This is a genomic window from Pantoea sp. EKM20T, assembly GCF_011800485.1.
GTDB classification, from domain to species: Bacteria; Pseudomonadota; Gammaproteobacteria; order Enterobacterales; family Enterobacteriaceae; genus Pantoea; species Pantoea agglomerans.
This window is the reverse complement of the sequence record NZ_JAALFW010000004.1, coordinates 54,042-69,447: the sequence shown is the minus strand read 5'-3', so window position 1 is coordinate 69,447 and position 15,406 is coordinate 54,042. Positions and strand designations below refer to the sequence as shown.

General features: G+C 56.4%; 13 protein-coding genes. 5 read left to right on the top strand and 8 right to left on the bottom strand.

Annotation, left to right across the window (positions count from 1 at the left end; genetic code table 11):
* Positions 1–57 precede the first annotated feature (57 nt).
* Positions 58–939: a LysR substrate-binding domain-containing protein gene (locus HFD94_RS08575; protein WP_167433021.1), complete on the top strand. Its 882-nt coding sequence runs from the start codon at positions 58–60 to the stop codon at positions 937–939.
* Here HFD94_RS08575 and HFD94_RS08570 read toward each other — a convergent pair.
* The 3 genes from HFD94_RS08570 to HFD94_RS08565 all read right to left on the bottom strand — a co-directional run bounded on the left by HFD94_RS08570 (position 905) and on the right by HFD94_RS08565 (position 2,442).
* Positions 905–1,492, bottom strand: coding sequence for a TetR/AcrR family transcriptional regulator (locus HFD94_RS08570; RefSeq protein ID WP_124890711.1), 588 nt, complete (start codon positions 1,490–1,492; stop codon positions 905–907). The genes HFD94_RS08575 and HFD94_RS08570 overlap by 35 nt on opposite strands.
* A 127-nt stretch (positions 1,493–1,619) precedes the next feature.
* Positions 1,620–1,751 (bottom strand): hypothetical protein, encoded by a 132-nt coding sequence (locus tag HFD94_RS23110; RefSeq protein ID WP_022624561.1) that lies wholly within the window; start codon positions 1,749–1,751, stop codon positions 1,620–1,622.
* Between the two features lie 142 nt (positions 1,752–1,893).
* Positions 1,894–2,442 (bottom strand): GNAT family N-acetyltransferase, encoded by a 549-nt coding sequence (locus tag HFD94_RS08565; RefSeq protein ID WP_050679249.1) that lies wholly within the window; start codon positions 2,440–2,442, stop codon positions 1,894–1,896.
* Between the two features lie 410 nt (positions 2,443–2,852).
* Between HFD94_RS08565 and HFD94_RS08560 the strand changes: the two genes are divergently transcribed.
* Complete coding sequence (locus HFD94_RS08560) at positions 2,853–3,470, top strand: pyridoxamine 5'-phosphate oxidase family protein (protein ID WP_033787202.1); 618 nt, start codon at positions 2,853–2,855, stop codon at positions 3,468–3,470.
* Between the two features lie 123 nt (positions 3,471–3,593).
* Here HFD94_RS08560 and HFD94_RS08555 read toward each other — a convergent pair whose 3' ends face one another.
* Together HFD94_RS08555 and HFD94_RS08550 are read right to left on the bottom strand one after the other, a co-directional pair.
* Entirely contained in the window at positions 3,594–3,986 is a 393-nt protein-coding gene (locus tag HFD94_RS08555; RefSeq protein WP_010246853.1) for a VOC family protein, read from the bottom strand.
* Between the two features lie 169 nt (positions 3,987–4,155).
* Complete coding sequence (locus HFD94_RS08550) at positions 4,156–5,163, bottom strand: hypothetical protein (protein WP_033768755.1); 1,008 nt, start codon at positions 5,161–5,163, stop codon at positions 4,156–4,158.
* Positions 5,164–5,473: 310 nt separating this feature from the next.
* Here HFD94_RS08550 and HFD94_RS08545 point away from each other — a divergent pair, with 310 nt between their 5' ends.
* Both HFD94_RS08545 and HFD94_RS08540 read left to right on the top strand, forming a co-directional pair.
* Positions 5,474–6,664, top strand: a complete 1,191-nt coding sequence (locus tag HFD94_RS08545; RefSeq protein ID WP_124890712.1) for an MFS transporter — start codon at positions 5,474–5,476, stop codon at positions 6,662–6,664.
* A gap of 109 nt (positions 6,665–6,773) precedes the next feature.
* Positions 6,774–11,306: an ATP-dependent helicase gene (locus tag HFD94_RS08540; protein WP_167433020.1), complete on the top strand. Its 4,533-nt coding sequence runs from the start codon at positions 6,774–6,776 to the stop codon at positions 11,304–11,306.
* Here HFD94_RS08540 and HFD94_RS08535 read toward each other — a convergent pair.
* A complete protein-coding gene (locus tag HFD94_RS08535; RefSeq protein ID WP_167433019.1) occupies positions 11,271–12,218 on the bottom strand; it encodes a LysR family transcriptional regulator in 948 nt (315 codons plus the stop codon). The two genes, HFD94_RS08540 and HFD94_RS08535, sit on opposite strands and share 36 nt — an antisense overlap.
* 95 nt (positions 12,219–12,313) lie before the next feature.
* Here HFD94_RS08535 and HFD94_RS08530 point away from each other — a divergent pair, with 95 nt between their 5' ends.
* Positions 12,314–13,168, top strand: a complete 855-nt coding sequence (locus tag HFD94_RS08530) for an aldo/keto reductase family oxidoreductase (protein WP_124890714.1) — start codon at positions 12,314–12,316, stop codon at positions 13,166–13,168.
* Positions 13,169–13,207: 39 nt separating this feature from the next.
* Here HFD94_RS08530 and HFD94_RS08525 read toward each other — a convergent pair whose 3' ends face one another.
* Positions 13,208–14,707 carry an alpha/beta fold hydrolase gene (locus HFD94_RS08525; protein WP_033760833.1) on the bottom strand — a complete coding sequence of 500 codons (1,500 nt, stop codon included), beginning with the start codon at positions 14,705–14,707 and terminating at the stop codon, positions 13,208–13,210.
* Positions 14,708–14,725: 18 nt separating this feature from the next.
* A complete protein-coding gene (pagP, locus tag HFD94_RS08520; RefSeq protein ID WP_010246837.1) occupies positions 14,726–15,286 on the bottom strand; it encodes a lipid IV(A) palmitoyltransferase PagP in 561 nt (186 codons plus the stop codon).
* Positions 15,287–15,406: the final 120 nt, after the last annotated feature.

Genomic DNA, 15,406 nt, shown 5'->3' with positions numbered 1-15,406 from the left:
CTTCAATCCTGAAAATCAAATTAATCAGCTATTACCATCCATAATTACAGGACAATAATGAAAAAGGTACCGGAGTCCCTCGATATGGATGCGCTGCGCAGTTTCGTCGCGGGCATTGATGCCGGCAGCTTTGCCCTGGCGGCACAGCATCTGTGTCGGTCTGCCTCGGCCGTGAGTGCGCAGCTTAAGAAACTGGAGCAGCAATGCGGCACGGCGCTGGTGATGAAAAAAGGGCGTCATGTGCAGCTGACCCGCAGCGGTGAACAGCTGATGAGTTACGCCAGACGCCTGCTGTCGCTGAACGATGAGACATTGCGGGCAGTGAAAGGCGAAGCGTTGCAGGGCGAAATACGCATCGGGATGCAGGAGGATTTTGGCGAGGCGTTGATGCCGGACATTCTCGGCGCGTTCAACCGGCAGCATCCGGAGGTGATGCTGACCGCACGCGTCGACAGAAATCTGCCGCTGCTTACGGCGCTGGCCCGTCATGAGCTGGACCTGGCGCTGCTGTGGCAGGCAGAGCAGCAGGCTGGCACGCAGTTAATTGGTCAGTGTCCGTTAGCCTGGTTACAGCATCCGGCGTTTGATCTGGCGGGATATCTGCAGCGCGGCGAGCCGCTGCCGCTGGTGGCATTCGATGCGCCGTGTGTCATGCGATCGCGCGCCATCGAGGCGCTGGATAAGGCAGGTATTCCGTGGCGGGTAGTGTTCACCAGCCACAGTCTTAGCGGGATCTGGGCGGCATTACAGGCCGGGCTGGGCATCACCCTGCGCACCCGCGCAGGGTTGCCGGAGACACTGGTGATTGAATCCCACCGGCTGCCAATGCCCGGCTATCTGGGTATCGCGCTCGCCCGCTCAGATCAGGGTGACGATCCGGCGCGAGCACTCTTGCAGCATCTGATCACGCAAGCCGCCCTGCCCTTTGTTCAGCGCTGACTACTGTCTGAAATGCCCGCTGAACCAGAGACGAACAGTATTCTGCTGAGATGTCGCGGTCGCCGAACAGAATATGAAACATCACCGGCGCCACGACCACATCGATGATGCGATCAACGTCAAAGCCTGATTCGCCGCGTGCCTCGGCCCGACTTTTCAGTGTTTCAAGATGCTGATAGGTAAACCCACAGCATTTCTGGCTCGCCACTTCAGCCTGACTTCCTATCACATCAGCCAGAAGCTCACGACCGACTTTGGACGACATCTCTTCAGCATACTGCTGGATGAACGCGGTAAGATCGCCGGCCGTCGATCCGGTATCTTCCGGTTCTGCAATGGGCCGCATCCGTGCCACGGCCACATCCGCCAGCAACTGGGACAGATCGCCCCAGCGCCGATAGATCGTGGAAGGTGTCACACCTGCCTGTTCGGCGATCATCGGCACTGTAATAGCTGAACGATCAAGCGTTTCAAGCAAGCGGTTAACGGTGTTATGCACTTCCGCCTGAATACGTGCGCTGCGCCCACCCTGCCGAATCATCTCCCTCGCCATCTCTTTCTCCCGCTTTTATCAGCCTGAACGTCATGGTTAAAGCAACGAAGTTGCATTAACAGATAGCGGCAGTGTACCGCATCTCAGGCTGAGCAGGCGCTAATGTGTGCTATCGGGCGATTGAGAATCAAGGCTGCAGTTTACTCAGGACAGATTTAACCGGCTCGGCGGTGAGACGTGACGAACGGTTATCTGATGCGCCTATCCATAAAAGACTGACTGCCATAACTGCTGAAATAAAAATTGTACGAATATCCATAAAGCCTCCCCTGATTAAGGTGGCTAAAGTAATCCACACAGGGGAGTATTAATCGCGGGATAAGAGAGGGTTTAAAGGGACCTGGTGCGAAAAGGTGGCGCAGATTTCGCCACGCCTGAATCACAAACGGGAAAGATCAAACTTATGCGGTAACGATGTTGCCAGCCGCAAGCCAGTCACGTCGTGTGAGGGTGTACATCAGGCTGGGAGGCAACCCCTCCGGATCGTCGACCTTTTTCAAAAAGGTTAAGCCGGCTTTTTCCAGTACCCGGCGCGAAGCCAGATGGTTTTCGCGCGTCACACCCGTAATGATGCTCAGCCCGGCCTCTTCGAATCCGTAGCGAATGGCTCTGCGGGAAAGCTCGGTAGCATACCCTTTTCCCCAGGCAGCAGGCTCAAACCGGTAACCGAGATTATTCGTCTGACGACCGTCAAACTGGCTTCTGAACACACCGCCAAAACCAATAATTTTATCCGGATGGGCTTTCTCAAATATCGTCCAGTCGCCAAAACCCTGTTCCTGATAGCTCTGTAATATGCGCTCTATGGCCTGAATGGCATACGTTCTGTCGGGCCATGGACCTCGCGGGTTAAATTTGTGCGTTTCAGGGTCGCCATAGATTCTGAAGAGGTCGTCAAGATCCTCACGAAGAGTATATCTGTAGAGCAGCCGCTCTGATTCCCAAACCATCCTGCGCTCCTTTTGGGTGCTGAATAAGCAATCTTTACTCTTTATATCAGCAACTTCTGCTGTCACCAACTCTGTTAATACTCTTAACGAACGGCGGCTAATTTCAGTGCACAAGTCGCGGTTTTCGTGCTCATCTGATTGCAGAAAATGGACCTCTCATCAGAGGCTGTCACTACGTTGTGTTGTGCTTCTGATATTGGTAAAGGGTGGAAAGAGGTTGCCGCCCCAGGTAATAAGCTGTTTTAGCGGCGGGAAGACGGATTCACCTGGGGCGATTGCCATAAAGGGTGGCGCACGGGTTCTGAATACGCTGCATGGGTGTTAAAGTGCTGCTTAAACTGGCGCGTCGGGTCTGTGTAGTCTCACCTTCAGCGTCATGAGGATCTGAATAGTGAAAGGAAAGTGCAAAAATGGCTGAACAGAGCAGCATTATCACTGAACTTACCGAACTTGAAGGTCTTTACGGCACGGTCGCCCGGCCCTCTGTCGCTAAAGAGACGGATCATATTCATCCCGCCTATCGTCCGTTTATCGCCGCCTCGCCTTTTGTGGCGCTGGCAACGTCGGGGCCTGAGGGACTGGATGTTTCACCGCGCGGCGATCCGGCCGGATTTATCGAAATCGAAGATGACAAGACCCTGTTATTACCCGACAGACGCGGCAATAACCGCATCGACAGCCTGCGCAACATTCTGCATGACAATCGGGTAGCGCTGCTTTTTCTCATCCCTGGCATTGGCGAGACGTTGCGCGTGAACGGCACAGCGGCGATCAGCACCGACCCGGCGCTGCTTGAGCGCTTTGCCATCAACAATCAGCTGCCAAAAACCGTATTGCGCATCACTGTGGAGAGCGTTTTCTTTCAGTGCAGCCGGGCGATTATTCGCTCCGGATTATGGGATGCCGAAACGCAGATCTCACGGCAGTCGCTGCCCAGCACCGGTTCGATCCTCAAACAGATTGCAGAGATTGATGGCGATGCCTACGACAAAGCGCTGCCTGAGCGATTGAAGAACTCACTTTATTAATCGCCGTTCAGGGCCTGGAGGCTTAACTTCCTCCAGCGTGCTGATGAGTGAAGTACTTATACTTTCGGAGCGGAGATCACAGTGCGCCTGCAGTCACGCCTCTAAGCGCAAACTGCGATAGCGTTACGCAAAGCTCTCCAGTATCTGCTTTGCATGCAGGTAGTCGTAAGAGGTCACTTCAATTTTATTATTACTGAGATCGCTGAAATAGACGGACATCGACACGTCGTGGTCACTGACGCTGAAAGGGATTTTATTCTTACGGAGTACAGGCATAAGTTCGTTGAAAAATGATGCTGCCACCCCGAAAGCCACCGTATGGCCTGGTGGCTGAGATTTTCGCAGGAAAAGAGAGAGTGATGCCCTGTTATTTCTTATGACCAGCGGCCCACCCTGTTCAAACCAGAAGTACAGGGAAGGGTCGCGTTCAAAGCCCAGGATCTCGTTGTACCACTTTTCTGCCTGTTCAATATTTTCAACGTAGAGATGGATATGATCGATCTCAGCTATCTTCATCATCTGGCTCCCTGATTGTTATTAACAGTGAGACTCGCCGAAATATTATTGATAAACAACCCGCAAAGCACATAACAACATGAAATTTAGCATGATTCTTTATGGCAGGCAGAGATTACCCTAAAGGCTCCTGCGACAATAATATTGCTTAGCTTGTTTAATTAAAGCCTCACTTATCCTTTTTTAAGCAGACCAGTGCAAACCTTCCTCGTTCCGCTACAGATTCCGATATATCGGAAGCCAGTTGAGTGGCCATGGAAAAGGCTTCATCACATATATTTTCTAATTCTTTAATCAGCATTTCTCCGGCTATACGCCGTACCATCGGTGAGCGGTCAAGTATGGCCATCCTTAAGATATCAATAAAAGGTCTGGATACGGCTATTGTTTTTTCTTTTAAAACAGGTACACGCCGTCGTACGCCAAAGGCTTTATCAATCCACTTCCATTCCAGCCCCTCGGACCAGATAATTTTGCCTTCGAACAGGCAGCGGTACGCCTTCGCACGCAGTGAGGGCTGAATGGAGGATTCAGCAATCTCAGACAGAAAATTATCTAATACTGACGTGCGTCCTGCTTGGGTAAAGACAGTCGCAGCAGGTCCCGAAGAAGTGCAGATAAGTCTTTTTTTCAGAGAGGCAGTGACGTTCTCCATTGAAATAATGTCTGTCAGTACCTCGTGTTCCTTCTCACCCGCTCTTCCCCATGAGGTCCAATAGGGAAGCGTTATAAACAAGACATCCACGATAATTTCCGGGTCAGAAGCTTCTGCGATTGAGGGCAGTGCTTCACGGGCGGCTTCTCTGACCTGAGGAACCCAATCATTTAACCTTCTGACGGCTAAGGCAAATAAAAAACTGTTGGGTGCGCCAACTGATAATGTTCGTAATGCGCGTTCCCGCCGAAAACCATCTGCATGACATAAGTCCAGCCACCTGAGAGAACACACCTGCTGAATCTCAGCACCTGTCCGTTTATAACCTGATGCATAAAAAGATGAGTCAATCTGCCAGCGTATTAATCGCTCCCAATCATCAAGACTTTTCAATGGCAGTTGTGACGTTGCAGCCACGAAAGCTGATATATCAGGCCGTATTCTCTGATACAAAATATCGAAGGTGAGTGATTTTTTGACTGCTTCAGTAACTTCCTGTTTAAGGCTTTCCTGCAATAGCATGCGCCCTTTTTCCCCAACTTAAACTTATAAAGGTTTGAGCTTATCTATAAAGTCACGGTGGCCCAAAGTCAACGTGCCTCTGCCAGCACATGAACTCCCGTCGGGAGAGGGTCAGTAAATCAGATATCCTGATAACAGGCTTGCCTCTGTCAAAAATCAGACGTAACACCTTGAATAGCTCTTACCGTTACAAACTCTCAGACAAGCCTTCCACCCTCACCGCAATAAACGTTAAAGCAAAGATATTGCATTAAGGCACAGATAGCCGTATACCTTATTAAAAGCTAATACTTTGCATTAAGGTAATTTCATGAACCCCACATTGACGCCTCAGGCTGCTGCCCGCACCACGCTTTTCAGTTTTACCGGTGCGGCGCTGATTTCCGCCACCAGCAGTGCGCCAACGCCGCTCTACCCACTTTATCGCAGCCTGTTCCATTTGACGCCGACCATGCTGACGCTGATCTTTGGTGCCTATGCTTTCGCGTTACTGGCCGCGCTGCTGACGGTCGGTAAAGTGTCCGACTATACCGGCCGCCGCCCGCTGATGCTGCTGGCGCTGGCGATCAATGCGGTCGCGCTGGTGATCTTTATGTCTGCCGGTTCTGCGGCGACCTTAATCGCCGCCCGGCTGGTGCAGGGCTTTGCAACCGGTATTGCCTTACCGACCTTTGGTGCCAGCCTGATTGACGCCAGTAAAACCCGTGGGCCACTCCTGAACTCATTCACCGCCTTTCTGGGGATGACGCTGGGCACGCTGGCGGGCGGCATACTGGTCACCTTTGCGCCCTTTCCCACGGTGACGCTCTACGCGTTGCTGCTGCTCCTGATGGTGGTTGCCATGGCGCTGTTGCCGCTGATACCAGAAACCATTGCGCCTCAGCCGGGTGTTCTGGCCGCACTGCGACCCCAGGTCAGCATACCGCGACGCGCGCTGGGCCCGCTGTTAATGGTGACGCCGGTTAACATCGCAACCTGGATGCTGGGCGGATTTTACCTTTCACTGATGCCCTCAATGGTGGCGAACGCAACCGGCCTGACATCGCCTTTTATCGGCGGCTCGATTGTGGCGACGCTGATGCTGAGCGCAACGGCAGCAGTATTTCTCTTCCGCCCGTTACCGCCTGCGCGGGCATTAGTTATCGGTACGCTGATGCTGATAGCGGGCGTCAGCGTCACTCTTGCGGGCCTTTCTCTGCACAGCGTGGCCTGGCTCTATCTCGGCACTGCCATTGCGGGTCAGGGATTTGGATCGATTTTCTCCAGCGTGCTGAAGATCATTATGCAGTTAGCTGAAAGTCATGAACGCGCCGGACTGTTCTCCGCCTTTTTAATCAAAAGCTATCTCGCCTTTGCCCTGCCTGCGATTGCCGCCGGAATGGCAGCGCCCCATATCGGGCTGAACCAGACCGCCTGGTTCTATGGCATGACTATCATCGTGCTGGCACTGGTGTCGCTGCTGGCGATCAGAGGTCGCGCTTTAGCCGGAGCGGCCAGTTAATAAACCCGCCCGACGCGGCCAGATATCTGCCGCGTCATCCACAAACGGCAATTTTCACTTACACTCAACGGATTAATTTCAGGCGCAGTTGCTGCGTAATACCGTGAGTATGATGTCGAAATCCCAATCTGATGCGGTTTTAGCCCGGTTTTCATCCGCCACACGACGCTGGTTTTCTGCCACCTTTGCTGCACCCACGCCGGTGCAGCAGGCGGCATGGCAGGCGATAGCCAGCGGAGAGCATGCGCTGGTGATCGCCCCGACCGGTTCAGGGAAGACGCTGGCGGCCTTCCTCACCGCCATCGACACGCTGTTTCAGTTCCGAACCACCCAGCCCTCACCTGCACGTGAAACGACCACTCGCATTCTCTATATTTCACCGGTTAAAGCGCTGGCCGCGGACGTACAGCGCAACCTTAATCTGCCGCTGGCAGGCGTTTACGCTGAGCGGCAGGCGCTGAATGAGCCAGAGATCACTCTGAATATCGGAATGCGATCAGGCGATACGCCCAGTGCAGAGCGCGCCAGGCTGGTGCGCCGCCCGCCCGATATCCTGATCACCACACCCGAATCACTGTTTCTGATGCTGACCTCAAAAGCGCGAACGACGCTGCAGGGCGTGACCACGGTCATCGTCGATGAGGTGCATGCGGTGGCGGGATCGAAGCGGGGTTCCCAGCTGGCGCTGAGCCTGGAGAGGCTGGATGCACTGCTGCCACAGCCCGCCCAGCGTATCGGGCTTTCCGCTACGGTACGACCGGTTGAGCGGGTCGCCGCCTTCCTTGGCGGCTGTCAGCCCGTTCAGGTCGTTAATCCGGCCGCCGATCGGACGCTGCACCTGACCATCGAGGTTCCGGTCGAAGATATGACCGATATCGCCAGCCCCGATGACCTGACCGGTGAAGCCACCTCTGCCAGCGGTTCGATCTGGCCGCACATTGAAGCGCGCATTCTGCAGCAGGTCATGTCCCATCGCGCCACGCTGGTGTTTGTGAATTCGCGTGGCCTGGCGGAAAAGCTGACTGCGCGGCTCAATGCGCGTTATCTGGCGCAGCAGACAGCCGCTGGCGATCGGGATGCGGAATCCGATGACAGTGACGATCTTATTGCCCGCTCACATCACGGTTCCGTCTCGAAGGAGCAGCGAGGCGAGATTGAAGCCGCACTGAAGCTGGGCAGACTGCGCTGCGTGGTGGCGACTTCCAGTCTTGAACTGGGCATTGATATGGGGCCGGTGGATCTGGTGATCCAGGTGGGCGCACCGCTTTCAGTCGCCAGCTCACTGCAGCGCGTGGGACGCGCCGGACATCAGGTTGGCGGCGTATCAACCGGCATCCTGTTTCCGCGCACCCGGCGCGATCTGCTGGATTCGGCCGTCATATTGCAGTCGATGCGTGCGGGCCAGCTCGATGCGCTGGCTCCGCCGCGTAACCCGCTCGATATCCTGGCGCAGCAAACCCTGGCGGCCGTCGCAATGGATCCCTTACAGGTCGATGATTGGTATGCGCAGGTCTGTCGGGCCGATCCGTTTCGCACTCTGTCGCGTCGGCTGTTTGATGCCACGCTCGATATGCTGGCGGGTAAGTTTCCCTCAGACGCTTTTGCTCAGCTACGGCCGCAGCTGGTGTGGGATCGTCAGAGCGGACTGCTGACGCCGCGACCCGGCGCTCAGCATCTGGCCGTGACCAGCGGCGGCACCATTCCCGATCGCGGCATGTTCAGCGTCATCCTGCCGGAAGGCGAAGAGCAGGCTGGCTCACGTCGTGTCGGCGAACTGGATGAAGAGATGGTCTATGAGTCGCGGGTCAATGACATTATTACCCTGGGCGCAACGTCGTGGCGGATTCAGCAGATTACCCACGACCAGGTACTGGTGGTTCCTGCGCCAGGTCGTCCGGCTCGTCTGCCTTTCTGGCGCGGAGAAGGTGTGGGCCGCACGGCTGAATCGGGTGCCAGCCTCGGGCTGTTTCTGCGTCATCTGAGTGCGGCTTCACCGGCGGATGCGCAGGAGCAGTTGCGCGCGCTGGGGCTGGATGCCCGCGCAGTCATGAATCTGCTGGCTTTGCTGGCTGAACAACGCACCGCGACCGGCGTACTGCCGGACGATCGCACATTGCTGATCGAACGCTGTCGTGACGAAATCGGCGACTGGCGGGTGATCCTGCATTCGCCCTGGGGAAAGCGGGTCAATGCGCCCTGGGCGCTGGCGATTGCCGCCCGAATCCAGCAACGCCTGGGCATTGATGCTTCTGTTGCGGCCAGCGATGACGGCATCGTGGCCCGCTTTCCCGCCAGCGAGGGAGTGTTACCCGGCGCTGACCTGTTTATGTTCGACGCCGACCAGTTGACCCGGGAGGTCACTGAGAGTGTCGGTCAGTCGGCGCTGTTTGCCGCCCGCTTCCGTGAATGTGCCTCACGCGCTCTGCTGCTGCCGAGGCGTAATCCGGACAAACGTTCGCCGCTCTGGCAGCAGCGGCTGCGCGCCGGTCAGTTGCTGGAAGTTGCACGACAGTATGACGATTTCCCCATCCTTATCGAAACCACACGCGAATGTCTGCAGGATGTCTACGATCTGCCTGCCCTGCACCAGCTGATGGAACAGATGGCACAGGGAAAGGTAAAGCTGGTCGAGGTGACGACCGAACAGCCCTCCCCTTTTGCCGCGCCGCTGCTGTTTGGCTATGTTGCAGAGTTTATTTACGCCAGCGACGCCCCCCTGGCAGAACGGCGCGCCTCACTGCTGGCGCTCGACAGTAACCTGCTGGGTGAGCTGCTCGGCCAGACCAGCAAGCGTGATTTGCTGGCACCTGACGTCGTTGAGCAGGTTGAACAGGAACTGCAGCGCATCGATTCCCGCTATCAGGCACAACACGCCGAAGGCATTATCGATCTGCTGCGCGATCTTGGCCCGCTCGCGGTTGCCGGTATTGCGGCACGTTTCAGTGGCAACGCCCAGCAGATCGCGGAAGCCATAACGCAGTTCGATGCCGCGCAGCGAATGATCCCGATCACCCTTGCCGGTGAAGAGCGCTGGGCGATCATTGAAGATGCAGCCCGCCTGCGCGATGCACTGGCCGTTGTACTGCCTGACGATCTGCCCGAAACATTTCTGGAGCCGCAGGCCGATCCGCTACGCGATCTCATTAATCGCTACGCCCGAACCCATACCCTGTTCACTGCCCGACAGCTGGCCACGTATTTTGGTCTGGGTGTGGCCATTGTGAATGAGGTGCTGCTTTCCCTTCATCAGCAGGGCAACCTGCTCAATGTGGGTTCGCCAGAGGGCGCATCGGAAACGGAGTGGGTTTCCACAGAGATCTTCAAACGGTTACGCTTACGTTCACTGCAATCAGCACGTGAAGCAACCCGGCCTGTTCCACCTGCCGCCTGGATCAACCTGCTGCTGGAGCGTCACGGTGTGCTTAACACGCAGCGTGAAGAGCATCAGGGGGTTAGCAGGCTGTTACGTGTGATTGAGCAACTTGCGGGCGTGCCGCTACCGGCCTCGCTGTGGGAGTCACAAATCCTGCGCGCCAGGATAGCCGACTATCAGCCCGCGATGCTCGATGAACTGTTAGCCAGTGGCGAGGTTACCTGGTACGGACACAAAGCGCTGGGTCAGAATGATGGGTTGATCTCGCTGCACCTCACGGAATATGCCGCTGAAACACTGCCGGTGATTGACACCACACAGCCTCTGACGCCGACTCAGCAGGCGACTCTCGACGCCCTTAGCCGGGGTGGCTCGTGGTTTGTTCATGAGATCATGGCACAGATGGACGAGGCAGAGACGCAAACCACCGACGTTTATGCTGCCCTGTGGCAACTGGTGTGGCAAGGCTATGTCACCGCCGATAGCTGGATTGCGGTGCGTGGGCTGCTGACCACGCCAGGCGCCCCCCGTTCACGTCCCGCGCGTACCCTGCGCACCCGTTTTGGTCAGCGTTTTACCCCGGGCGCACTTTCTGCACGCCGACCAGCGGTCAACACGCTGGCTGGTCGCTGGTCGCGGATTAACCGACAGGAGATTGATCCTGCCCGGCTGGCCCTGTCGCTGGTGGAAAATCTTCTCGACCGTTATGGGGTGATCAGCCGTGGTAGCGCGATATCGGAGCAGATCCCCGGAGGATTCCCGGCGTTACAGCCGGTATTACGCAGCATGGAAGATGCCGGACGATTGCTGCGTGGCCGGTTTGTCGCTGGTGCGGGCGGCGCGCAGTTTGCCGACCATAACACCATTGAGCGGCTGCGGGAGCTGGCAGAAAAGCCGCTGACCGCGACAGAGGCTGTGGCGCTGGCCGCACCGGACCCGGCGAATCCATTTGGTGCGTTACTGAGCTGGCCGCTCCACGCCAGCGGCATCCGCCCGACCCGCCGTCAGGGGGGCCGCGTGGTGATTGCAGGCGGCGCGCTGGTGCTTTATCTGACGCCCGGAGGCAAAGAGTTGCTGACATTCATCGACGATCCCGCGCTGCAGCAGGTCGCGGTGGCGGCGCTGGGCCTGGCACTGAAGCGTGAAAAGCCCGCGAGTTTCACGCTTGAGAAGGTAGATGGTGAACCGGTTTCGCGGTCCCCGCTGCTTAACGCGTTGCGACATGCCGGATTTTCACGGGTGCCACAGGGGTTTAGCTGGTATAGCTGAGTTGTTTTCGCGCCCGTTTTTTTCGCGCACAAAGTCGATAAATGCCTGAAGCGGGGCGGGGATCAGGCGGCGATCGTTGTAATAGAGCCACGGACCGGAGAAAGTCAGCCACCAGGGTTGCAGCAGCGGTTCCAGCCTGCCGCTGTCAAGGGCTGGCCTGAGCCACTCGTCAAACAGATATATCACGCCGCTTCCGGCGATGGCCGCCTCCACCGCCAGATCCATTGCGCCACCGACCGAAACCACCAGCGGCCCGCTGGTTTCAACGCTGATCTCTTCGCCCTCGTGGCTGAAGGTCCAGTCAGCCATGAGGCCGCTGGCATAACGGCCACGCAGACAGCGATGATGGATCAGATCGCGCGGATGTTCCGGTCGGCCATGTTCTGCCAGATAAGCCGGAGAAGCCGCCAGCGCGAACTGTTGCTGTCTGGGGCCAATTGGCATCGCCACCATATCCTGCTCCAGCCGCTCATCATAACGAATCCCGGCGTCACAACCGTCACGAAAGACATCCTGCACGCTGCTCTCCGCCACAATTTCCAGCCGGATGTCGGGATAACGCTGCAAAAATTCCGGCACCAGCGCGGGCAGCACCAGCCGGGTTGCACTGACCGGCACATTCAGCCGCAGCGTGCCACCAGGGGTGTTACGGTAGCGATTAACCGCATCCAGCGCGGCGTTAACTTCATTGATCGCGGGCAGCAGACGTTCCATCAGCACCCTGCCCGCTTCGGTTAACACCACAGTGCGGGTGGTGCGGTGAAACAGACGAATGCCCAGCTGTTGTTCCGCCCGTCGTACCGCATCGCTCAGGCGTGACGCATTGCTGCCGGTGACGCGTGCCGCTTCCCTAAACCCTCCCGCTTTTGCCACCGCCACGACGGCATCCAGCAGCGCCATATCGATCGCCATTGTGCATCACCCTGTACAGTCTGTCCTGATTTCACCGGATAGTTGCACAGCTGAATCACCGTTACAATTGATCTACATTCACGCAGGAGGTTTTCATGTCAAACACCACCATGACTTTTACGTTAGGCGATCGTGAAGTTAACCGTATCGGCTACGGCGCAATGCAACTGGCCGGGCCGGGCGTGTTCGGCCCGGTAAAAGATGAAGCCCGGGCAATCCGGGTTTTGCGCGACGCTGTCGCGGCAGGCGTTAATCATATCGACACCAGCGATTTTTACGGTCCGCACGAAACCAACCAGCTGATTAAAAAGGCGCTACATCCCTATCCGCAGGATCTCTGCATCGTCACCAAAGTGGGTGCCCGACGCGACGCCAAAGGCGGCTGGCTGGCGGCGATGGAGCCAGAGGCGCTGAAGCAGGCAGTTGAAGATAACCTGCGCAACCTGGGGCTGGATGTGATTGAAGTGGTGAACCTGCGCAGTATGTTGCATCCGGCCAGGCCGAAAGAAGGCTCTCTGAAGCCACAACTGGAGGCGCTGCTGGCGTTACAGGCGCGCGGACTGATTCGCCATATTGGCCTGAGTAACGTTACCGCCACGCAGATCGCAGAAGCTCAGGCGATGACGCCGATTGTCTGCGTGCAGAATATGTATAACCTGGCGCATCGACAGGATGATGAGCTGGTGAATCAGCTGGCGCAGCAGGGAATTGCGTATGTGCCGTTCTTCCCGCTGGGTGGCTTCTCTCCGTTGCAGTCGGATCAGCTTAATGAAGTGGCTGCATCCCTGAATGCCACGCCGATGCAGGTCGCACTTGCGTGGCTGCTGCGGCGATCGCCAAATATTCTGCTGATTCCAGGCACCTCTTCCCCGGAACATCTTAAAGAGAATCTTGCCAGCGACAGCCTGGAACTGTCGGATGATGTGATGGAAATGCTGAACGCTATTTAACATCAGGCCCGCACGATGCGGGCCTGATGCTGTACTGATTCAGAAACTGCTGAGACAGGCCGCAAGTTGCGGCTTGTCGCTACAACTGATGTGGTGATCGATTCGGTTAATCATATAAGGATAAAACGGGTTAGAGGTGGCGCGCATAATCGAGTCCAGCCCGACAATCAGCACCGCACTCTCGCCGCGCAGTGACAACGTCCCAAAACTGATACCAAACTCATTCTTCTGCGCGGGCGCGCTGCCATATAACCCATCCTCGGCCGGGAATGGAATCGCAACGTGCGACAGTGAGTAGAGACCCGCCGGATAGGCAATTGCCAGCGGCTGAATCCGTTCCTGCATCTCTCCCGCGGGAACGCTTTTCGTCACCATCTCCAGTGAGGTGGCGGAGGCATTGGTGATCACTGTGGATGAGTAATTCCGACGCGCCGCAGGTAACAGCTGATTAACCGCGGTATATGAGGAGTGGCGGAATAACGGACTGACGCTGACCGCCTGATTGATATCGAACAGCACCAGTTCGCTGCCGTTCACTGGCAGATAATTATAGAGCGAGCGGATGACCGAAGGCGTACTGACGGTGGAATCCATGACCGACTGAAAGGTTAGCACGGGCGGGAAACCGGAGAGCTGCTGATTACGCGCATATTGCAGGATCTCTTTCTGCAGCGCCTGCGTTAGCAAATAGGTCTGCCGGGCAGCGTGAACCGGAAAAGAGTTGTATTTAAACGGATTAAACTCCGGCACGATATTCAGCCAGGCCGTTTTCGAAAAGGCAGGGAAAACAGAGGGCAACCCGGCAACACCAGCGAACCGGGCAAAACGAGTCACACCGATCATCGGCGATAACAGAATCAATTGCTGCGGACGACGCAGCGTGTGATCGCCCAGGCTGTCGAGCGCATATTTTATCGCCAGCGCCCCGCCGTTCGAGAAACCCACCAGATGCAGCGGCGTCTGCGTGCCCGCCAGCCGGGTCGCTTCCCGCACCGCCAGGCGTGTGGCGGCCATCCAGTCCTGCCAGTCAACATCGGTCAGACCCGCAGGCACCGTACCGTGACCCGGTAACCGTATCGCCACTGCCACATAACCCTGCTGACGGTAAGCCTCTGCCACATGCCGCAGACTGTAAGGACTGTCGGTCAGTCCATGTAACAGCACCACCGCACCGCGCGGCCTGCCCGTCGGTTGCAGAATATAGGAACGGTTCCAGTCCTGCGCGAAATGCCCCGGATAGATCATGCTGCCAGCATAGTATCGGTTGAGTGGCGTTTTATCTTCCGCATCCAGCCGGTTGCTGACCTGCTGCTTCATCTCGTCGAACAGATGATTTTCGGCCTTGAGGTAGTCGGCATAGGTCGCATTATCAAGCTGTTCCACTGTCAGTTCATGCGGGACCCAGGTGTGCCAGCGATGTAACTCCGGCCCGCGCTCCGCTTCATAGATTCGAATAATCAGTAGCAGCAGTAACAATACTCCAGACACAATCGCAAGACGCCAGAGCCTGCGGGTGACGGTTTTCCACCTCCGGGTCATAAATCCTTTCCTGAAAAATTAAAATGCATAGCGAAACCACGCGAACAGCACGTTGCCATTATTGTACGTGCCCGGAATATAGGTGAACTGTACATTCAGCGCCTTATAACCGGCAGAGAACAGCGGCAGAATAATCGGTAGCGGAATATAGTTACCAAAATCTTCGCGTGCAGTGATACCGGCGGTTAATCCCGCGCCAAGACGAAAGTCCTGATTCGAACCAGGATACCAGCCCTTCTCCCAGCCATAACCGACAATCGGCTGCCACTCATTGTGTGAGTCTTTGAAAGCCATTGCATAAAGCGCGCTCCAGTTGCCGCTGTCGCTGTAGCGGGAAATGCCCAGACCGCCTCCCCAGGGATTCTCGTTATAGTTATCGGTTTTTTCTTTGTCGTACATAAAGCGGGCGTGCCAGCTGATAAATGGCAGGTAGAGATCGGTATGCTGAGGCGCGTTCCAGGTCTGCGCAACATCGTCAGTGAATCCATTCCACCAGGAGGAGATTGGTGTGTTTTCAGCATGCAATGGCGCAGCAGTCAGCAATGCGGCAAAAACTGCCGTCGTGGTTGAAATTTTCATAGTGCGTACCGGTCAGCGTGCGGAGCAGATGAAAAATGAGTATAGCGCAGAGCCTGATGCAATCTTTGTCAGCGGTCATGCTTCGCTTAACCGGTAGTTTCTGAAGACAATAACGACAGC